The sequence below is a fragment of the Psychrobacter sp. AOP7-C1-14 genome (assembly GCF_052376135.1).
Classification (GTDB): domain Bacteria; phylum Pseudomonadota; class Gammaproteobacteria; order Pseudomonadales; family Moraxellaceae; genus Psychrobacter.
This window is the reverse complement of sequence record NZ_JBQSVH010000014.1, coordinates 51,537-72,644: the sequence shown is the minus strand read 5'-3', so window position 1 is coordinate 72,644 and position 21,108 is coordinate 51,537. Positions and strand designations below refer to the sequence as shown.

17 protein-coding genes are annotated in these 21,108 nt (G+C 41.9%); 8 read left to right on the top strand and 9 right to left on the bottom strand.

The window, feature by feature from the left end:
- Nucleotides 1-281: 281 nt before the first annotated feature.
- Nucleotides 282-1,967: an ATPase gene (locus ACT3QN_RS10110; RefSeq protein ID WP_444523189.1), complete on the bottom strand. Its 1,686-nt coding sequence runs from the start codon at nucleotides 1,965-1,967 to the stop codon at nucleotides 282-284.
- Nucleotides 1,968-2,255: 288 nt separating this feature from the next.
- On the opposite strand from ACT3QN_RS10110, the gene ACT3QN_RS10105 reads away from it, so the two are divergent.
- The 4 genes from ACT3QN_RS10105 to ACT3QN_RS10090 all read left to right on the top strand — a co-directional run bounded on the left by ACT3QN_RS10105 (nucleotide 2,256) and on the right by ACT3QN_RS10090 (nucleotide 6,727).
- Complete coding sequence (locus ACT3QN_RS10105; protein ID WP_444523188.1) at nucleotides 2,256-2,966, top strand: FFLEELY motif protein; 711 nt, start codon at nucleotides 2,256-2,258, stop codon at nucleotides 2,964-2,966.
- 90 nt (nucleotides 2,967-3,056) lie between these two features.
- Nucleotides 3,057-4,157 carry a bifunctional demethylmenaquinone methyltransferase/2-methoxy-6-polyprenyl-1,4-benzoquinol methylase UbiE gene (gene ubiE, locus ACT3QN_RS10100; protein WP_444523187.1) on the top strand — a complete coding sequence of 367 codons (1,101 nt, stop codon included), beginning with the start codon at nucleotides 3,057-3,059 and terminating at the stop codon, nucleotides 4,155-4,157.
- A 101-nt stretch (nucleotides 4,158-4,258) separates the two neighbouring features.
- The gene (locus ACT3QN_RS10095) at nucleotides 4,259-4,963 is read left to right on the top strand and encodes a ubiquinone biosynthesis accessory factor UbiJ (protein ID WP_444523186.1); all 705 of its coding nucleotides are present in this window, start codon (nucleotides 4,259-4,261) and stop codon (nucleotides 4,961-4,963) included.
- 102 nt (nucleotides 4,964-5,065) lie between these two features.
- Entirely contained in the window at nucleotides 5,066-6,727 is a 1,662-nt protein-coding gene (locus ACT3QN_RS10090; protein ID WP_444523185.1) for an ABC1 kinase family protein, read from the top strand.
- A 117-nt stretch (nucleotides 6,728-6,844) separates the two neighbouring features.
- Here ACT3QN_RS10090 and ruvB read toward each other — a convergent pair whose 3' ends face one another.
- The 5 genes from ruvB to ACT3QN_RS10065 form a co-directional block, all read right to left on the bottom strand.
- A complete protein-coding gene (gene ruvB / locus ACT3QN_RS10085) occupies nucleotides 6,845-7,831 on the bottom strand; it encodes a Holliday junction branch migration DNA helicase RuvB (protein WP_444523184.1) in 987 nt (328 codons plus the stop codon).
- Between the two features lie 176 nt (nucleotides 7,832-8,007).
- Nucleotides 8,008-8,628 (bottom strand): Holliday junction branch migration protein RuvA, encoded by a 621-nt coding sequence (ruvA, locus tag ACT3QN_RS10080; RefSeq protein ID WP_444523183.1) that lies wholly within the window; start codon nucleotides 8,626-8,628, stop codon nucleotides 8,008-8,010.
- Between the two features lie 78 nt (nucleotides 8,629-8,706).
- Nucleotides 8,707-9,744 (bottom strand): class II fructose-bisphosphate aldolase, encoded by a 1,038-nt coding sequence (gene fba, locus ACT3QN_RS10075; protein ID WP_444523182.1) that lies wholly within the window; start codon nucleotides 9,742-9,744, stop codon nucleotides 8,707-8,709.
- A 382-nt stretch (nucleotides 9,745-10,126) separates the two neighbouring features.
- A complete protein-coding gene (locus ACT3QN_RS10070; RefSeq protein WP_444523181.1) occupies nucleotides 10,127-10,513 on the bottom strand; it encodes a hypothetical protein in 387 nt (128 codons plus the stop codon).
- A 257-nt stretch (nucleotides 10,514-10,770) separates the two neighbouring features.
- Nucleotides 10,771-11,985: a phosphoglycerate kinase gene (locus ACT3QN_RS10065; RefSeq protein WP_444523180.1), complete on the bottom strand. Its 1,215-nt coding sequence runs from the start codon at nucleotides 11,983-11,985 to the stop codon at nucleotides 10,771-10,773.
- 503 nt (nucleotides 11,986-12,488) lie between these two features.
- Here ACT3QN_RS10065 and ACT3QN_RS10060 point away from each other — a divergent pair.
- The gene (locus ACT3QN_RS10060) at nucleotides 12,489-12,818 is read left to right on the top strand and encodes a TraR/DksA family transcriptional regulator (protein WP_444523179.1); all 330 of its coding nucleotides are present in this window, start codon (nucleotides 12,489-12,491) and stop codon (nucleotides 12,816-12,818) included.
- Between the two features lie 65 nt (nucleotides 12,819-12,883).
- Here the strand turns inward: ACT3QN_RS10060 and ACT3QN_RS10055 are convergent, their stop codons facing one another.
- The gene (locus ACT3QN_RS10055) at nucleotides 12,884-13,552 is read right to left on the bottom strand and encodes a thiamine phosphate synthase (protein ID WP_444523178.1); all 669 of its coding nucleotides are present in this window, start codon (nucleotides 13,550-13,552) and stop codon (nucleotides 12,884-12,886) included.
- 87 nt (nucleotides 13,553-13,639) lie between these two features.
- Nucleotides 13,640-14,719: a serine hydrolase gene (locus tag ACT3QN_RS10050; RefSeq protein ID WP_444523177.1), complete on the bottom strand. Its 1,080-nt coding sequence runs from the start codon at nucleotides 14,717-14,719 to the stop codon at nucleotides 13,640-13,642.
- Between the two features lie 393 nt (nucleotides 14,720-15,112).
- Here ACT3QN_RS10050 and ACT3QN_RS10045 point away from each other — a divergent pair, with 393 nt between their 5' ends.
- The 3 genes from ACT3QN_RS10045 (at nucleotide 15,113) to ACT3QN_RS10035 (ending at nucleotide 19,409) form a co-directional block, all read left to right on the top strand.
- Complete coding sequence (locus tag ACT3QN_RS10045) at nucleotides 15,113-15,748, top strand: response regulator (RefSeq protein WP_444520619.1); 636 nt, start codon at nucleotides 15,113-15,115, stop codon at nucleotides 15,746-15,748.
- A gap of 26 nt (nucleotides 15,749-15,774) precedes the next feature.
- Complete coding sequence (locus ACT3QN_RS10040; protein WP_444523176.1) at nucleotides 15,775-17,532, top strand: sensor histidine kinase; 1,758 nt, start codon at nucleotides 15,775-15,777, stop codon at nucleotides 17,530-17,532.
- A gap of 161 nt (nucleotides 17,533-17,693) precedes the next feature.
- Nucleotides 17,694-19,409, top strand: a complete 1,716-nt coding sequence (locus ACT3QN_RS10035) for a sigma 54-interacting transcriptional regulator (protein WP_444523175.1) — start codon at nucleotides 17,694-17,696, stop codon at nucleotides 19,407-19,409.
- 59 nt (nucleotides 19,410-19,468) lie between these two features.
- On the opposite strand, the gene ACT3QN_RS10030 is transcribed toward ACT3QN_RS10035, so the two are convergent.
- On the bottom strand, nucleotides 19,469-20,944 hold the full coding sequence (locus ACT3QN_RS10030) for a S41 family peptidase (RefSeq protein ID WP_444523174.1): 1,476 nt from the start codon (nucleotides 20,942-20,944) through the stop codon (nucleotides 19,469-19,471).
- Nucleotides 20,945-21,108 lie beyond the last annotated feature (164 nt).

The window sequence follows — 21,108 nt, the reverse complement described above, 5'->3', positions numbered from 1 at the left end:
TAATTATTAAGATATCTATACTAAATAACCAAGACATGTTGTTTGCTAAATAAAAATTATTATTTAGCAGAAGCTATTGTGCGCACTATTATATTGAATATGAACACATAATGCATGATGATATTGCGAGATTTGTAACTGCGAGTGTATACGGACAAGACCACACTCTATAAAAGACAGGAGGACTCGAATATGTTTCAAGCAAACCTATTTAGAAAACATTTGGAAAATACAGTTATATAAACCTATGAAAGTACTTAAACTTCTGGCATTTCTAACAGCTATTTGCTTTCAGTAAATGCCGACAACTGCTCAATAGCATGATCTAGCACGTTTAGACGCGCCTGACGCTTTTCATTAGTCGCGATAACACACCATGGAGCTGTCGTTGTATCTGTACGTGCCAGCATATCTGCTGCAGACTGCACATAGTCTGACCATTTATCACGATTGCGCCAATCATCATCTGTCAGTTTGAACTGCTTATGCGGTGTGTCTTGACGATCTTCAAACCGTTTAAGCTGCTCTTTTTTATCAATCGCTAGCCAGTATTTCATAACCCACGTTCCTGCTGCTGCCAAGTCCGCCTCAAAACGATTGATTTCATCATATGCTCGCTGCCATTCATCAGTAGACGCAAACCCTTCGACACGTTCAACCAGCACGCGTCCATACCAAGTACGATCAAAAATGGCGATACGGCTGATACGGTTCGTTTGCTCGTCAGGTAATCGTGTCCAGAATCGCCACAAGTAAGGATGTTGGGTCTCATATAACATCGGCGCGCTAATATTATAGATTTGATACTCGCGTGGATCTAGCGGTGCAACCAACCTCTTGATTGCTCCACCCTTTCCAGCAGCGTCCATCCCTTCAAAGGCAAACACAATATGCCGACCTTGGCGTGCACGTAGCAACTCAGCAAGCTGTGCTTGCTTCTCTGCCAATGCCTCACGATAGTCAGACTTACTGATCTTCTTGTTTTTGATAGATGTCAGCTGCTTAGGTATCGGTACAGGTTCAAACTGTTTTTGTTCAATATCTGACTCAAATTCTTGCGCTTTGGGATGAGGATGGTTTTCTAATGTTTCATTATCCTTGATATCTGTATGGCTACTCGCCAGCGCGGTTTGCATAGCGTTTAATACTAGATGGCAAAAGTTATCAGCAGCCTCTACCTTATTATCACCATCAATGATGACCCAGTCACCCTGCTGACGCAGCAACGTTGCAGCTACTTCGTTAAATTTTTTGATAACTTGCTTATCGTTCCAGTCAATTTGATACAAAAATTGCGGATCTGCTTCACTATCTTTTAAGCGACTGTGCAACGTTTCGATATCAACATGAAACCAGCATTTCAATAATCTGGTCTGATTGGCAATGAGGTCCTTTTCAAACGCTTTTAGTATATCTAACTGCTGCTGTAGATAGTCTTGCCACTGAGCGATAGGAAGCGAGCTGTTATCTGTTTGATCTTCGTTATTTGACAACGCTTCAGGATTTTCACTATCTGATGTCGCTAGTCGCATGACATTGTATAATAAATCAGCATACCAGTTTCCAAAATACACCATGACATCACCATGGCGCGGCATTGCGCCAGTATGTGCTTGCCAAATGGGTTGATAGTTTAATGGCGAATGACCAATGGTTGCCTCAACTTTAAGCAGCCTTGGATCTACCCATTGTCTCAACTGTTTGACAGCAGTACCTTTGCCCGCCTGCTCCATTCCATTAACTAACACTAACAGGCCTGTTGGTTTATTGAGGGTCGGCGGCGTTTGCTGGCGAGTGGCTTTTAAAGCATACTGAGCTGTCACCAATGCCAATCTAAGCGAATCCTCATCCAATGAAAACTGACTCAAAGGATTGGGCTTTAGACGCTGCTCTACAACTTGCTCACTAAATTGTGTACTTACCGCTTGTGGTGCTTTTGGTTCAGTAGTATCATTTTTTTTAGACATGATTACACTCGCTATTATTGTTATTAGGCTGCTTTACGTTGAATGACTTATGCGATAGATTTCAATATTTATATCTCATTGCTCATTTTTATCTCATTTAATCATAGCACTGCGCCAATCGAGTAAATAATATTGCTGTGTAACAGATTGGTATTTGTATTCTTAATTGTTTTCTTTTAAGGTGAACACAATTTTGGGTATAGGATAAACCGTTGTTGAGAACCTCATAACGCTGAACCACCATACCCAAATTTGATAACATCATTTACTTCTACAGGATTCACTGCCATGACCGCTTTAGCTGATTTACAGCAGCATTTGACACGTTTTTGGGCGATGCCTCATCACCAAGATGATGAATTAAATGCTAAGCTCAAAGAAGTGCAATCATGGCAACAAGCACGTCTCAAACAGACACACCGCGAGCTATTTGAACAACCCAAAAACAAGCTGATGGCAGATTACTTCCTTACTCAATTATATGGTGGCGAAGAGTTCAAATTATTGGCCGATCAGTTGGCTCGTATTCTACCAAAAGCGCAGAAACTAGAACGTTTTGCTAGAGAGTCAGCTTTAGAGGCTGGTAGTATGGGCATCCAAGCGGCAATTTTTGCCATTGAGCTAGACCTGCATTTAGCCCAGTGGCTACTCGCTCAAGATTTACCAGTGAACGAAGAGAATATGCTAGCCGCCTATCGTACTGTTGATGAAGAAGACGAGCGTCGAGTCCAGATTGCCAATTTAAAAGACGTCTGTTATCGCACAGACAAACACCTAAATTCGTTTATGCTCAAAAAAGCCTTTGCACTAGCAAAAAACACAGCCTATCGTCATGGCTATCAACCGCTTTATGATTTTATTGATACAGGCTTTAAGGCTATGAAGCCTCTGAGCAGCGTCAGCGATTTTATCGAGCCATTCTGTAAGCGTGAACTATCCATTATCGATCAGGTTCATACGGATAATGGCAGTAAGCCGATAGCGTTTGGTGTATCATAAGCTCAATATGCTAAATAGCCAGTTAACGCTTACTATTTAACGATTTCTTCCGATAAAGACAATCATAAAAATAAATCCCAGGACAACATAATGACTGATAATTTAAAAGATAGCAGCGCTCATTCTAATCACGCCACAACGACCAATGGTCGTCTGCAAGACAAACTGGTAAAAGACAGTATTGCTCATAATCAGCAGGTCAGCGCGCAGATACTACGCAATCAAACTACCAATGTCATGCCGAGCAAGAGTAACAGCGCTGTTGATGATAACAATAGCGACTTTACTAAAGTTCAAGACCTACCAACTGGAACGCCTCAAGGCCAACAAACTACTATGCCAAACAACGACAATACGACTCGCAAAAACACGTCAGAACAAACCATCAAGCAAACTTTGTTCAATCAGCGTGATGATATCAATAATCCGCATACGTCTGAAACAGATGGTAATGAGCAAACGCATTTTGGCTATAAAACCGTCAACAAAGCGGAAAAACAAGCACGTGTGGCTGACGTATTTACCTCTGTTGCCAAAAAATACGACATCATGAATGACCTAATGTCATTTGGTATTCATCGTCTATGGAAACGCTATGCGATTAGTTTATCAGGGGTACGTGCTGGTCAGCATGTGCTCGATATCGCTGGCGGTACAGGTGACTTAGCCAAGGTATTTAGCCGTGAAGTCGGTAGAAATGGCCATGTGGTACTGTCTGATATCAATGCTGCGATGTTAGAGGTGGGCCGTGAACGCTTAATTAATGCTGGCTGCAATAATGTTGATTTTGTATTGGCAAACGCTGAGACTTTAGCCCCATTTGATGACGAAAGCTTTGATTTAATAACCATTAGCTTTGGTTTGCGTAATGTCACAGACAAAGATGCTGCGCTAAAATCTATGTATCGTGTCCTGAAGCCAGGTGGTCGTCTCTTAATTTTGGAATTCTCAAAACCAGTATTTGAGCCACTATCTAAAGCCTATGATTTGTATTCATTTACCGCATTGCCAGTGATGGGTAAGCTGATTGCAAACGACTCTGAAAGTTACCAATATTTGGCCGAATCAATTCGTATGCACCCTGATCAGCAGACTCTCAAGCAAATGATGCAACAAGCTGGGTTTGAGAACTGCGATTATCATAACTTGACAGCTGGCATTGTGGCTGTCCATCGTGGCTTTAAAGCGTAGCGATGAAGTACGACTAGTAAGATTGTATTGACCCTAACACGAACCCACTATGCGCCGATGCAGCTAATGCGAAGGCGCTCATTCAACAATGCGGGAGCATTATGCTGACTGTCCTCTTATTAGCTGGTGCCGAAAAGCTAATTAATATTGCCATTGCTAGTGATGAGATTACCAAAGCAGGTTTAGTGCCGCTTGCAGGTAAGGTGTTACGTCTCAATATGGGAATGCCTGAGATTCATTTAGACATCTTGTTCACTCAGGAGCGTTTACGCTTTGAGCCAGTCTCGACGGAGAGCGTATTTGAACCAAGTGGCCAGATGAACGAGCGCGAAAAAGCCAGTATGGATCGCGCACGTTTTGGTCACAGTCGTCCAGATTGTACTATCACCGTAGATAATGCTGCTCAACTGCTCAATCTGATGCGCGGCACTGAAGGTAACCTGCCAATCACTGGTGATTACAAAGTGCTAATGCAGCTCAAACAACTGATTGCAGGGTTTGATCCCGATGTAGCTGGACAGCTTGAACCATTCATTGGTAAACCAATGGCTAGCCAGTTACATCTTCTTATCTCTCAGCTCAAAGGTAGCTGGCGTCATAGTGCTAAGCGTGCCTTTGATGACGTCAGTGATTGGGCCAATGATGTGGCCGGCAATAGCACACCTAACCCTGCTGAGGTTACTGAAGTCAATGATCTCAAACAGCAGCTGTTAAAATTGCGTGCTGACATAGAACGAGAAGAAGCCAAACTTGCTGCTATCAAAGAAGAGCAAGCGCAGTTCCTTAACAACTCGTTTCATCAGTAGTCCATTGCATCAATCATAAATAAGCGCTATGACCGATAGCACTATTTACGATTAAGCTCAGTGCCTACCCTATTTTCGTCTTTGTTTAGAGTATTTAATCTCATGCTATTATCGCACCGCGCTCGTCTACTTGAGCTTTGGCGTATCGCCGCAATGTATCGCCTTGATACCCATCTTTCTATCGAAGAAGCACCGCAGCTGCAACCTTTGGCGCGATTAATTCGCATACATCCAGCAGCATGGGGCAAAAAGCACCAACCAAATGCGATTAAGTATGCGCTTGAGGACATGGGTACGCTGTTTTTGAAGCTTGGCCAGTTACTCTCAACGCGTCGCGACTTGGTACCGCCTGAGATTATTGCTCAATTGGTTCAGTTGCAGGATAAAGTTAAGCCTTTTGACGCTGACATTGCTGTCGCTCAAATTCAGCATCCTAAACATGGTCTTGGTCAACCTGTTGAAACCTTGTTTGCACGATTCGATATCAAACCGCTAGCAGCCGCTTCTATCGCCCAAGTTCACACTGCTGCCCTACATGATGGGCGTGAAGTCGTGGTAAAAGTAGTTCGCCCTGATATTCGTACTGTGATTGTTTCTGATTTTGAGCTATTGCGAGAGTTGGCAGGTTGGGCATCTGCTCGCATTGAAGCGGCACGCGCAATACATATCATAGATATTGTCGAAGACTATCGGCAAGTGATGCTAAACGAGCTAGATTTAACGCTTGAGGCTGACAATACTACTCAGATGCGTAATAACTTCTTGGGTTCAGCATTGATGTACGTACCTGAAGTATACGATGCTGCCAAAAACGTGATGGTCATGGAGCGTATTCAAGGTGTTCCTATCTCACAAGTTGAGATGTTTGATCAGTTAGGCTATGACCGTGCAGCGCTTGCAGAAAAAGGCTTAACGATCTTCTTTACCCAAGTCTTCCGTGACAATTTCTTTCATGCTGATATGCATCCAGGCAACGTGTTCGTAGAGACTCCACCTGTACAAACGTTGCATGCAGGTATGGCAGCAGTTGATTTAGGTCATGAGCCACGTTATATCGGGCTTGATTGCGCCATCATGGGCACTTTGTCAAAAGACGATCAGCTCATCGTGGCGCGGATGTTACTTGCCGTAATGAACAACAACTTTACCGCTGTCGTTGATATCGTCAGCCGTGCAGGTTGGATACCGCCGAACGCTGATAAGCATGCCTTGATGCGTGATATGAAACGTACCGTCGGCCCTATGCTACAAAAATCAATCGATGATATCGACTTTGCTGGTGTGCTGATGCAAATTTTAGATATTGCACGTAGACATCATATGAGTATTCCACCGCAGCTAATGCTTCTGCTAAAGACTTTGGTTCATGTAGAAGGACTCGGACGTGATCTATATCCTGATCTTGATATTTGGTCACTTGCCAAACCAATCCTAAGCAGTTGGATTAAAGAGCAATTAGATCCTATGCGCAATCTACATCAACTACGTCAGCAGTTGCCTGAAATGCTTCTATCTACCACCGATATTCCCAAACTATTAGATCAAGGACTACAAAGCCTTGCTTCACAGGGATCTCGTCAGGACAGTCAACTACGTGAAATACAGCAGATTCGCGCTGACATACTAAACGACCGTCGTCGCGATTGGTTGGCACTAGCAGGGTTTGCTATTTTCATTGCAATTGCTACGCAGGTCATCGGTTGGCTATCACCTATATTTTATATACTGGCTGTCTTGGTAGTTGTTTGGCGTATCTTGGCTTAAAAACCAGCTTTATCTTTTATTTGCTTAGCTCAGAAAAAGCCGCGCAACTTTAGGCTCAAACAAAAAATGCGTCTACTTTTCATGAAAAGTAGACGCATTTTTTATGTTAAGTACTGATTATTGTAACATCTGATCAATTGCCATCTGGGTAAGGACGCGACCACGAGCAGTACGCAGCACATAACCTTGTTGAATCAGATACGGCTCAATTACATCTTCAAGAGTGCCCCGGTCTTCAGCCATCGCTGCTGCCACTGCTTCAACACCAGCAGGACCACCATCGAAACGCTCATGCAAGATCTCAATATAACGTCTATCTAAGTGATCGAGTCCGCGTCTATCCACTGCCAACATATCCAGCGCACTACCGGCAATCGCACCATTGATGCTACCGTCACCTTTTACCTCGGCATAATCGCGTACACGGCGTAATAGGCGGTTAGCAATCCGTGGTGTACCACGTGCACGGCGCGCTATCTCTACCGCGCCATCCTCACTCATTGGTACACGCATTAAACGGGCTGCACGACTGACAATCGTCGTTAGATCAGTAATATTATAAAACTCGAGGCGCTGTACAATACCAAAACGATCTCGTAACGGCGACGTCAGTAGCCCTGCTCTAGTCGTTGCTGCCACCAAAGTAAACGGCGGTAAATCAAGCTTGATAGAACGCGCAGCAGGTCCTTCACCAATCATAATATCCAACTGAAAGTCTTCCATTGCTGGATAAAGTATCTCTTCAATAACTGAGCTTAGACGGTGAATTTCATCAATAAACAGCACATCACCCTCTTCTAGATTGGTCAGCATAGCTGCCAAATCTCCTGGGCGCTCAAGTACAGGCCCTGAAGTAGAGCGCAGATTACCACCCATTTCACGAGCGATAATATTAGCAAGCGTTGTCTTCCCCAAACCTGGTGGGCCAAATATAAGTGTATGATCTAGCGCTTCGTCACGGCCACGAGCTGCACCGATGAACACTTCCATCTGCTCACGTACGACTGGCTGACCAATATATTCAGCCAATAAAGCTGGTCTGATATTGGCATCAGGAGCATCATTCGCGCCTTCTAGCGGATTAATCAAGCGATCTTGCGTCATAGAATTTATCATTACATTAAAAGTATTAGTTAACAAATAGCATAACCAAACGCCGTGCATAAGTCATGCAAAACCTTATTAAACGAGTACCAAAACGAAAATAAGCGACATTTAATGTCGCTTATTAATTTAATACATTATGTAGTTATCAACGCTAAACGGCTAGTTAATATCAATCAAAAGCCCGATAACTGCTGCAAAGTAGCTTTTAGTAAACCTTGAGTATCAGAAAAAGTATCCCCTTTACTCTTGGCAGCTTTAATCGCTAGCTGAGCTTCTTTTTCTTTGTAACCTAAGCTAATCAACGCGCCTTCCACCTCGGCAATGATGCTACCTTCGTGAGAAATCGTCGTTTCTTGAGGCGTCAACTCAAACGTACCACTATCAACCTCGATATTTTTTAGCTTATCTTTTAACTCAATCAATAAACGTTGCGCCGTCTTTTTACCAATACCTGGGATACGAGTCAATGCCGTTTCCGACTCTTGCTCGACGTGCATTTTTAGCTCAGCCGCAGACATTGCAGATAGCATAGCTAAGGCCATTTTTGCCCCAACACCGTTAATTTTAATTAACTGGCGAAAAACATCACGTTCTTTTCGGTCGATAAAACCATAGAGCAATTGGGCATCTTCGCGAACATGGAAGTGTGTCCAAATGTTGGCCTGTTCATTGAGCTGTAACTGGCAAAATGACGGCAATGGCAGTTCGATATCATACCCCACACCAGAGGTCGTCATGATACAAGCCGTTGGTGCCATCAAGTACTGCACCTGTCCGGAAATCAATCCAATCATTATTTATGACCTCTTTTGTAAGATATTATGAAATCAGCTGCCACTTCGTTATGAACAGCTACTTTCTACGACATAGTCTTATTGGTAAAACTTCACCATACCTTCAAGACTGGTTGGGCGAATTTTATGTGCTTGACCTGCAGAGCCAAATGCTTCAAAACGATTGGTACAGATATCTGACATCGCTACCATAGATGCTTTGAAATATTTACGTGGGTCAAATTCGCTTGGATTCTTTGCAAGGAATTCGCGAATAGCGCCAGTTGATGCCAAACGTAAATCCGTATCGATATTCACTTTACGCACACCATGCTTGATCGCTTCTACGATTTGCTCAACTGGCACACCATAAGTTTCGCCGATATCACCGCCATTTTCATTAATCACTTTTAACCATTCTTGTGGCACTGATGACGAGCCATGCATAACAAGATGGGTATTAGGAATACGGGCATGAATCTCTTTTACACGCTCAATAGACAAAATATCGCCTGTCGGTGGACGTGTGAACTTATAGGCACCATGGCTAGTACCGATAGCAATTGCTAACGCATCGACATTGGTATCTTTTACAAACTGCTCAGCTTCATCAGCACTGGTCAAAAGCTGCTCATGATCCAATACACCTTCAGCGCCAGAACCGTCTTCTTCACCAGCCATACCAGTTTCAAGACTACCTAGGCAACCGATTTCGCCCTCTACAGAGACGCCACAAGCATGTGCCATTTTGACGACTTCGCGCGTGACGCTAGCATTGTAATCATAATCCATTGGCGTTTTACCATCTTCACCCAATGAGCCATCCATCATCACTGATGAAAAACCTAATTGAATTGAGCGTTGGCAGATAGCTGGTGACATACCATGATCTTGATGCATTACCACTGGAATATGCGGCCATTCTTCGATTGCAGCGATAATCAAATGACGCAAAAATGCTGACCCTGCATAGTTACGTGCACCTGCACTGGCTTGGACGATAACAGGTGAATCACAAGCATCCGCAGCCATCATGATTGCACGCATTTGCTCTAAGTTATTGACGTTAAAGGCAGGAACACCATAGCTGTGTTCAGCGGCATGATCTAGAAGTTGACGTAGGGATATTAGGGCCATAAGACGCTCTCTGATTAGATTTTGAATAGTATTTTAAAAACAATTTCGCAACAATCATTCCACTGTATATTCGACCATACTGACAGTACATAGATGAGTAAAAGTCTGCATAATTTCGGATATGACTACCACGCGATGATTATAGCAAAAATTGTTCTGTCTTCGTAGCGGTTGACCGACTATTTGTCAGCCTATACAGTCTCTTCATGTCAGTTCGGTTTTTATGAACGGTTATGGTGACATACAATAAAAAAGCCTTGGCGATTACCAAGGCTTTTTTAATATTTTGAGGCTTATAAAGCAATGACTATTCTTAGAGGTTATCTATAAATTGATAGCAGCCCAATAATTCAGTCATTATAATGCTTAGTTATCACGTAGCTTAGTACTGTTGCTCTGCATCAACTGCAACATCATTTGCGCCTTCAGCGACAGCGTCAGCACCATCGGCAACAGCTGAAGCAGTGCTTTCAACTGCATCGTTAGTAGTTTCAGCAATAGCATCACCAGTGTTTTCTAGAGCGTCTGTTGCAGCAGCACCAGCAGTGTCAGCGCCTTCGGCAACTTCAGTACCAGCGTCTTGAGCAGCAGCTTCAGCTTCAGCAGCAGCAGCGTCTGTTTCAGCGGCAGCAGCATCGGCGTTTGCAGCAGCATCATCGCCAGCAGACTCAACAGCAGCTTCAGTGTTTTCTTCTGTTTGTTGGCTGCATGCAGTGACTGCAAAAGTACCAGCAAGTACGCTAGCAAGTAATAAATGACGTTTTAACATAATAAACCTCTCGTAAATAATGCATGTCAAAATACATGGTCGCACTATTTTATAGAGTGCGAGTTGGACATGCAATAATAATTTTCAGTATATAAACAAATAAATATTGCTTAATAATAACCAATGATTATTGCTCTTACTTGAGTCAATACAAACAAGCCAAGCAATAGCCAAAATATTATTTTTACAGACTACCCTAGTTATTTAAGATTAGTTGTACGTCTAATGTTACCAAGCTACAGAATATCGTTAAGTAATTAGGCATCTATTTGCAATGCAGCAACCGCTGGAAGTACCTTGCCTTCGACAAATTCTAAGAACGCGCCGCCACCTGTTGACATATAGCTTACACCGTTAGCAACTTGATACTTATCAATAGCTGCTAACGTATCACCGCCGCCCGCGATTGAAAAGCCATAACTGTCTCTTACAGCAGTGGCTAATATCTGTGTACCTTGCCCGAAAGCATCGACTTCGAATACACCAACTGGACCATTCCACAAGATGGTTTTTGCATTAATAATGGCGTTAGCAAGCTGCTTTGCGCTTTCTGGCGCGATGTCCAATATCATGTCGTTGTCACCAATAGCATCAACAGACTTAATCGTTGCGGATGCTCTTTGTAATGAGCCAGTAAAATCAGCGAAATCAATGTCATTTTTATCAGCGACTACAACATATTCAGGCAATAAAATTTTAGTCTTGGTCATAATGTCACGCGCAGTCTCTAACAAATCTGCTTCGTACAATGAGGCGCCAACACTGTGGCCTTTTGCTGCCAAGAAAGTATTGGCAATACCACCACCTACAATAATTTGTGTGCAGACTTCAGCCAAGCTGTGTAGCACTTCTAATTTCGTAGATACTTTTGATCCACCAACGATGGCAAGCATTGGCTGTGCTGGTGTTTCAAGTGCTAGGCTCAAGGCATCAAGCTCAGCGGCTAACAGTGGCCCTGCACACACAGTTTTGTCTGCTTGATGCATTGCTTGGGTAACACCTTCTGTTGATGCTTGCGCACGATGCGCAGTACCAAAAGCATCCATCACAAACACATCGCATAAATCAGCGTATTGCTTTGCTAAAGAGGCATCATTTTTCTTTTCACCATCATTAAAGCGTACATTTTCTAATAGAACCACTTCACCAGATTTTACATCGGCACCTTGGGTAAGGTAATCACTATTAAGACGTACAGGTGTAGATAGTTGCGATTCTAACTTGTCTGTCAAATAATCGGCAACTGGTGCCAATGAATATATAGCTTCAGGGTTGCCTTCTGTTGGGCGGCCTAAATGTGAGCAAACAATCACCGCAGCACCTTTTTCGAGCGCCATTTTTATAGTAGGAAGACTTGCTTGCAAGCGCGCATCGCTCGTGACCTTACCGTCTTTAATAGGTACATTTAAATCTTCTCGGATTAATACCACCTTATCCGTTAAGTCCAACTCACTCATACGCAAAAAATTCATTACCTGCTCCTATGCATTGATATATCTGTTAATTTCTGATTACTGTTGTTACTAATGTGTTCACTATAGCTGGATTCATACAAATCAGAGCCAGTACTAAGCTCGTTAATTTTGTTGCCGATAACACTCCTACGCACTCACCTTATGGTCACGCTATCTTATACCCAAGCTATATAGTCATAATCAGTCTCACTGCTTTCTTATATTTTTAACGCTCAACTCTTGCACTTATCAAACTATTTTAATGGGCCGATTAAATGAGCAGAATTCAGCGGCGGTGTATTCTACCAGTTTTATACCGCAGTCTCACAAACAACCTGACACAAATTTCAGTAAGTTTAGAATATTCAGTCTATATTCTTAGACCATTATTTGGTTGCAGCAATTACAGTTTCTGGCTTTGGGCATAGTCAATAAACAGTAACATTTCGTGGTGGTACTCAGCAGTCAAGCTCTTTATGATAGAAACATTAACAATAAAAACAATCTATTAGGAGAAAATAATGAGCATCAATTTAGACACTGCTAAACAGAACCTATTAAAATTAAAAGATGAGTATGAATCTCGAATAGATAAAATAGAAGAGCACATTCAAAATCCACAAGATGAACTCAATGAACATTGGGAAGATCAGGCCATATCCTATCGTCAAAATGACATGCGCAAAAACTTGATGAGCGAGGCACGTCAAAGCTTAATCTATGTCGAAAATGCATTGAGTCGGGTTAAAAATGGTACTTATGGCGAGTGTGAAGTCTGCGGTGAACCAATCGAAGAGCAACGCTTAGAAGCGCTACCCTACGCCACTTTATGTATGGAACATGCTGAATAGCGCTCTAGCATTGAGTTCCTATAATAAAATTATTGCCACTCTAAAAACGTTTCAAGAAGTAAAATTCAAGTAGGTATTTTCCATTTAGAAAATGCCTGCTGCCACTTATGACAGCGCTGAGCTATGTCTGCTACTGGCAAATCCATTATATCCCCGACGACTGCTACAAGCGCAATGGGCAGATTTACTAACTCCAAGACATTTTCTGCGGTTATCCCGCCTATGATACACATTGGTATGCCTTGCTGGCATCCTTCAACAAACTGCCGACGCGAAATGATATTGGCATTTGGCTTAGTCGTAGAAGTAAACACTGCACCCATCGCAGCATAACTTGCGCCGTCATTTTTCGCTTCTTTGACGAGCGCAACATCACCATGGCAAGTACGACCAATTATTTGATTTGGTAAAAGAGACTGTAGAGCACTATCGATACTGCCGTCTGTTTGACCAAGATGCACCCCAACGCCAAGCTTTTCAGCTAATTTCACATCATCATTCACTACAACTGGTACATCGTATACTTTAGCCAACTCAATGATTTTCTGTGCTTCTTTAAAAAGCGTCAAAGCTCCATCAGGTAAACTAAGAACTTGCTTACGCCGAATTTGTAATAGCGCAATTAATCCTGTTGACAAGGCTGCCTCTAGCTTTCGATACAGCAGCTCAAACTCGTCATCATTGGTCAGTAAATACAACTTAGGCATAGCAGAAGATAGTGGCATATGACTCATATAGTGTTTCCTTAATTATTAAATTCAACACAATAAAAAAGCCGTTATATCATATAACAGCTTTTTTATGCGCTTAGAACATCAAGTCTATACCGTGCGGCGAGTAGCCAAACTGTTTAAGATATTTTTAGCATCACCCCAACGTGTCGCTGAGCTGTTTGCCCCTAAAATAACAATAATGGCAGGACGGTTGTTAACACGAGTTTCCATCACAACGCAACGCCCTGCTTCATTAATAAAACCTGTTTTAGAAATACCGATTGGATAACTACCGTCACGGACCAACATGCTAGTATTATTGGCTTTATAAGTGCGATTACCATTTGAATAGTTTGAGACAAAAAAGTCATAGCTCTTAGTAGTAGAAAAACGACGAATGACGTCGTAGTTACCAGCAGCACGAACCATCTTAACTAAGTCTTTTGAAGAAGCTACATTGCGCTTATCAAGTCCTGTTGGATCCCCAAAAAATGCCGTGTTCATACCCAAATCTTGCGCCTTGCGATTCATCGCACGCATGAAAGCGGCGTAACCACCTGGATAATTACGCGCCAGACTCTTCGCTGCTGGATTTTCAGACTTCATTAATGCCATTAATAGCATTTCAGCGCGGTTCAAACGATCACCTGATTTTAAACGCGAGCTTGCACGCTTAGGACCGACAAAATCTTCTGGATCAAGCGTGATTTCTTCACGCATATCAAGGCCTGCATCCAATACGACCATAGCGGTCATAACCTTGGTGATACTAGCCATTGGGCGTGCGATATCGGCATCTTTTTCGTAGATAGACTCGCCAGTTTCAGCGTCAATCACAGCAACACTACGTGAGTCAGTGCTAATCGGAATCATATCGCTACTACCAAATGCACCACGATAAGTTGTATTGTAGCGAGGACCATTGTTATTGCTACTAGCAAAGCTATTGGTATTCGTAACATTGGTTGTGCCATAACCGTTATCGACTTTCTTAATCGGCGAGCTATTGGACTTATACATGATATTACGCGCTTCAGACAAACTGTCAGCACCGCCCCAACTTAGGCGTGCACTAGAAGCAGTCTCAGTGCTACCATTAATCGTAAGTGCCGCTTGTGCAACACTGCCCAAACTCAATGAAATCATAGCAGCGATTAATTGCTGTTTGGTTAATGGTAGTTGCTTCATTATGACTCCTATTGCCGCTATTTCGCCAGTTACATAATGACTGACGCCCAAAACATACATAGCGTTTGTAAATGTGTTTGTAAGTACTCGCATAGAGCTTTTGTATTTTTAGTGTATCATGGTTTACATTTAAGTTTAATCTATCAAACTGATTTAATAGTTTTTTCTAGCTATGTTCAAATTTTGCTACAACCAATTTATATTTTAGAAACAACAATTCACATTACAGCAATATAAATTAACTTCAAATGTTATGATTACTCGTGTTTTGTTATATTAATCAACGGTATTTTGAATATATAAAGATAATAATGAAGCCTGAAATATATTTCTTTTCTATAGTATTTAAGCTTAATAAAGCGTTCATTCTGACAAACAATAAAGAGTATGGTTATGATTAAAGTATTAGTGGTAGACGATCATGATTTGGTACGGATGGGTATTAGCCGTATGTTGTCAGACAGCCCTGATATCGAAGTAGTAGGTGAAGCAGACAGCGGTGATATGGCTATCAAGCAAGCCAAACTGTTACATCCTGATGTTATTTTACTAGACGTCAATATGCCGAATATTGGTGGACTAGAAGCAACCAAACGTCTGATTCAACTCGATATGGGTATCAAAATTTTAGCAGTCAGTAGCATGTCTGCACAGCCCTATCCTTCAATGTTAATCAAAGCAGGTGTCAACGGCTATATCACTAAAGGTACACCCCTCGATGAGATGATACGTGCGGTCAAAAAGATTTATCAAGGCGGTCGTTACTTCAGTCAAGACGTCGCTGAGCAATTAGCAGACGTTTTATTGTCTGATAATGCCACCTCACCTTTCGACTTATTAAGCGACAGAGAAAAACAAGTAGCTATGATGGTTGTTAACTGTCAGAGTCCTCAGCAAATCGCTGACCAACTATTTGTTAGTGTAAAAACCATCAACACATATCGCTACCGTATCTATGAAAAAGTTGGAGTCGATAGTGATGTTAAATTGACTCATTTAGCCATTCGTCACGGTCTGATTCAACCATAAAGCACCTACTTTATTACGGCCAGTTTATGAAACCTGCTACCAATCCTAGATCTGTCGTTACTCGCTACGCTAATCATGACGCTACGCTGCCTTTGTCACAATTGCGTAAGTTAGGACTGATTTATAGTAGCTATCGTTTCGTCGTTAGTCTGTTCTCTATGCTCATGCTATACATCCCTGCTCGTACTGACAGCAGCATCTCCCTACCCAGCTTTTTGCAGCAAACAACTTTAAGCTTTTATATGCTTCTAAGCTTGATACTGCTTGGGCTGTTTTATGTCGTTAGAAAGCATATGCGCCGTCAGTTGGCGTTTGGGCTGGCGTTAGACGTTATCATATTAAGTCTGCTGCTTTATACTACAGGTAATCCTGATTTGCAGTTGACCATGCTGTATATGGTTGTCGTCGCGGCCAGCTTTATGCTACTGCATAGCTCACAAGCGTTGATTATTACTTTACTTGCCATCATTCTTGTTATTTATCAGCAGTTTTTTTATGCTATTGCTAATAGCATGAGTCTAGCTAACCTAGGTGATGCGCTATTGATGTCGGCGAGCTTTTTAGCAGTTGGCGGTTTGAGCTGGTCTATTTCTCAACGACTGGTGCAACTTGAAAAAGTCGCCGCGGACCATGCTAAGGAAGTCGAGAGACTTAACGTGATCAATCAAGAAGTCATCACGCAGATGGTCGATGGTGTCATCGTTATCGATAAGCAGCATATTGTCTTAGCTAATATTGCTGCACATCAATTGCTTAGTCTTTCACTTGTCACGCATACTACAGCGCAAAATACCTTTGACAATACTAAAGACGCTCAACACAAAGCGCTTCTCTCTAACTTCGAGCATCAACTCAATAAACAACATCCACGATTATTTAGTGCTTGTTTGTCAGTAGCTTCAGGGCAGTCACGTGCTTTTACCTATGATGTACCAGCGGTGGCAAACACCTCAATATTTGGCAAATTACGCGTACAGATTATTCCACTAAAAGACGATAGCAAGCTTATCATATTAGAAGATTTACGCCGTGAGCAAGCCAGTGCTCAACAGCTCAAACTGGCTTCTTTAGGACAACTAACTGCTAGCATCGCCCATGAAATTAGAAACCCTTTAGCAGCGATATCGCAAGCTAGCCAGCTATTAATGGAAGATGTTGCAGACCAAACGGAAAATAATAGTGCATCAATAAATAAAGTGCATGCTGCTATGGAAGGCAATCATGAGCTTTATGAAATGATATTCTCACAGACAAAACGTGTGAACCGTATCATCGAGGATATTTTAAAACTGTCTCGCCAGCAGACAGCGACCCAACAGGTACTCAAATTGGCTGATTGGATGCCATCGTTTTTGGAAAATTACTTTCAAGGACACGACATTTTTCTACGAGTAAAAACCAAACCTATAATATCATTCGATACTCATCAGTTAGAGCAGATATTAATCAATTTAATCAACAATGGCCTGCGCTATAGTAGCTATGCTCACCCTCATGCTTACGTAGAAATCGACATTTACTGCGCAGACAACGATGTTATAATCGATGTATTAGATGATGGTAATGGCGTGAATGCTGAGAATTTACAACTTTTGTTCGATCCGTTTTTCACAACAGATAAAGCTGGTACAGGTTTGGGGCTTTATTTATCACAAGCATTTTGTGAAGCCAATCAAGCACGTCTACTCTATATTCCTGAACATGAAAAAACATGCTTTCGACTGATTGTGCCTTCTATTAAGTCTGATAATAAATTTCAAACCATTGAAGAAAGTCTTTCCTAAATTTATTTTTTGGAACAATATTGTTCTACGTTAATTTTACCAAACAGCAGATTTGAGATGAAATTAATAAAAGTACATGATGTTTTGAATTTGTGTAAAGCTATACGCCTATTTAGATCCAGCTATAAATTTTATAGCCATTGAATACGATGAGATGATGTATGACAACAACTGCGCTAGTCGTCGATGATGAGGTAGATTTATGTCGATTGATGCAAATTACTTTGACAAAAATGGGTATCAAAAGTGATGTGGCTTATACTTTGTCGCAAGCAAGATCATTTTGGCAAGATAATGACTACGGTTTTTGCTTGACGGATTTGAAGCTGCCGGATGGCTCAGGATTAGAGTTAGTAAAAGAAATCAGCAGGAGCTCTAATATTCCAATAGCGGTGATTACGGCTCACGGCAGTATGGATTTAGCTATTGAGGCATTAAAACTTGGTGCCTTTGATTTTGTTAATAAACCACTTGAACTACCACGTTTGCGCCAACTGGTAGAGAATGCCTTAAAAGTTATTCATCAAGATAGTGAAGTACAGCACACACCAGAGTGTTCTCCTGAACAAAAAATGTTGGATAGCAGATTGATTGGTAACTCCGCTGTCATGCATCCTCTTAAGAATACTATTTTAAAACTAGCACGCTCACAGGCGCCTGTATTTTTATCGGGTGCTTCTGGCACAGGTAAAGAAGTGGTCGCTAGATTGATCCATGATTTAAGTCCACGTCGTGATGGCAGCTTTGTACCAGTGAACTGCGGTGCGATACCATCAGAGCTGATGGAGTCGGAGTTTTTTGGTCATAAAAAAGGCAGCTTTACAGGGGCTGTCGCTGATAAACAAGGATTATTTCAACAAGCCAATGGTGGCACGTTGTTTTTGGATGAAGTAGCAGATTTACCTTTAGCTATGCAAGTTAAATTGTTACGTGCCATTCAAGAAAAAACAGTCAGAGCAATTGGTGATACAAAAGAGGTTCCAGTGGACATACGCATATTGTCTGCCACTCATAAGGACCTAAGCCAATTGGTACAAAATGGTGCATTTCGACAAGATTTATATTATCGCATTAATGTTATTGAGCTCAAGCTTCCAACCCTGAACACACGCCGCGACGACATTCCTGTATTGGCAGAACACTTTTTAGCGATGATCGCTGATGATTGGCAATTAGAGTCACCGCCATCACTGACGATTGAAGCCTGCGCACGCTTACAACGTCACGATTTTGCGGGTAATGTCCGTGAGCTACGCAACTTACTTGAGCGTGCAGTCACGTTAGCTGAAACCTCATGCATTGACGTTAGTCATTTAGGTCTTCCTGACATTGAACCTGAACTTATAAATACACAAGAGCAGAATCATAGCTCAGCTATTGACGACTCTGAACTACTTCCTAATAACGTAGAAAACCAAGTCGATGCTCAACCTACAGCCCAAGTAACAAAAAGTGGTGAGCAATCCATTCAATCTAGCAGTAATATAACGACACAGGTTAAGCAAAGTACGATTAATATACATCCCTATCGTACTAGCACCCATCACTATCCTTCAATAATACAGCAATCATCAGCTAATAGTGACAACTTGTCAACTAACGTAGCAAGTACTCATGACAAAGAGTCACTTCTTAACTCTACTTCGCACCAAGAAATATCTAAAGATATATCAAACTCGCAAGAGTTGTTTAACGATCAACTACCGCCTCAAGGATTAGAGCATTATTTGCAAGAACAAGAAAAGCAATTAATTATCACCGCACTCAAGCAAACTGGCTGGAACAAAACCAAAGCAGCTGAGTTGTTGGGAACAACTTTTCGCTCTTTACGCTACCGTATGAAAAAGCTTGAAATTTCTGAAGAGGCGTTCGATTAGCGTCTTCAAAAATTTCAACTGTGTGATTAGATGTACTATTAACTGACAGATACAAAAATCTATTCTTGTGCAGCCGTTTTTCTAACAAAGCGAATGCCAGAATCTAGCGCGCGCACTTTTACTAATTCTAGTGCTTGCTGCTCCCACGTACTCTCATTGCCTGACAAGGTCACATCAGGCTCTACGCCGATCTCGTCTATTTGCTTACCTGCTGCCGTCATATAATTGGCCACAGTCAACTTAACGGCTTGCTCATCGTTTAAAGGAATAACCGATTGTACTGAGCCCTTGCCATAACTCACTTCACCGATGACAGTAGCGCGTTTTTGTGCCTGTAAACTACTAGCAAGCACCTCTGACGCCGATGCTGAATAGCGATTTTGTAATACAATTAACGGCAAAGGCTTGAGTATCGCATCACCTTGGGTCGATAGTACGCGCGATTTATTTTGACGTGCTTGCACTTGTACCACATCAGTATCATCCATAAATAAACTGGCAACACTTACTGCTGATGTCAGTACACCACCTGGATTATCGCGCATATCTAACAAAATGCCTGATATAGGAGCATTTAGGTTAATTAAACCTTCTAACAATTTTTCACGGCTATTGTTTTGAAACGCAGGTAATTTAATAATAGCAATGCCATCAACTAGCTTAGTCTCGATAATCTGCGGATGACTATTATTACGCTGCAACGTCGTTGTGTGCTTACGTCGACCAGCTTTGGAAGTAATAATATCTACCTGCGTACCAGCAATACCTGTCAAAAGCTGCTCAACATCATTAGCCTGTCGCCCTTCATCTAACTTAAACTCATCAACCTGATGTAAATAGTCACCAACTGCGATGCCTTTTTTATCCGCAGGTGAGTCATCGATAACTTCTGTTACGACCCAATACCCTGCCTCTGGCTGATAATTAACCTTAAGTCCAATATCACCTACATCACCTTCGGTAAAAGCACGCAGGTTCTCATACTCTTCTGCATCTAGAAACTCAGCATGACTGTCAAGCTTGGTCAGCATACCGCTCATCGCATTGCTAAATAATTCTTCGTCATTGACCGTATCAACATACTCACGGCGTACTAAATCCACTACAGCCACGAACGTCTTTAGTGTCTCAGGAGAGATGGCATTTAACGATACCTGAGCGACCTCCGCTGGAATGTCCGTATTAATATCATCGGTATCATCTATTAGAGCGCTTTCATCTGGCACACTATCTATCAAATCATCTGGCTCATCGGCAACATCTAGCATATCAGCAATATTCGATAAATTATCAGCGTCGTTTTCATCCACTATCTCATCTGCATTTAGACTGATGAGCTGTAGACCGTCTGTAGAATTAGTACTATCTGCAGAAGACTCTACCCCTACTGCTGCCTGTACATTCACGCTAATCGCACAACCAAGCATACCTACCAAAATTGCAGGCTGTAAAACCGTAGACGCGGCTAACGGCTTTCCTACTGATTTACTTAACCCTTTGGATAAAAAAGAACGTGCAAGAGAAATAGGCTGCATAGAAGGACTCATTCAGATAATAGAAAATACGAATTTATGGTTATATAGCGACTGATAAGATAGCACCAAACGTATATTTCGAACTAGCATAGTATTGCAAGTAAACTAAGTAAAATGTATCACAAAAAAAGGAAAGGATAATAGGTTATCCTTTCCTTTTTGAT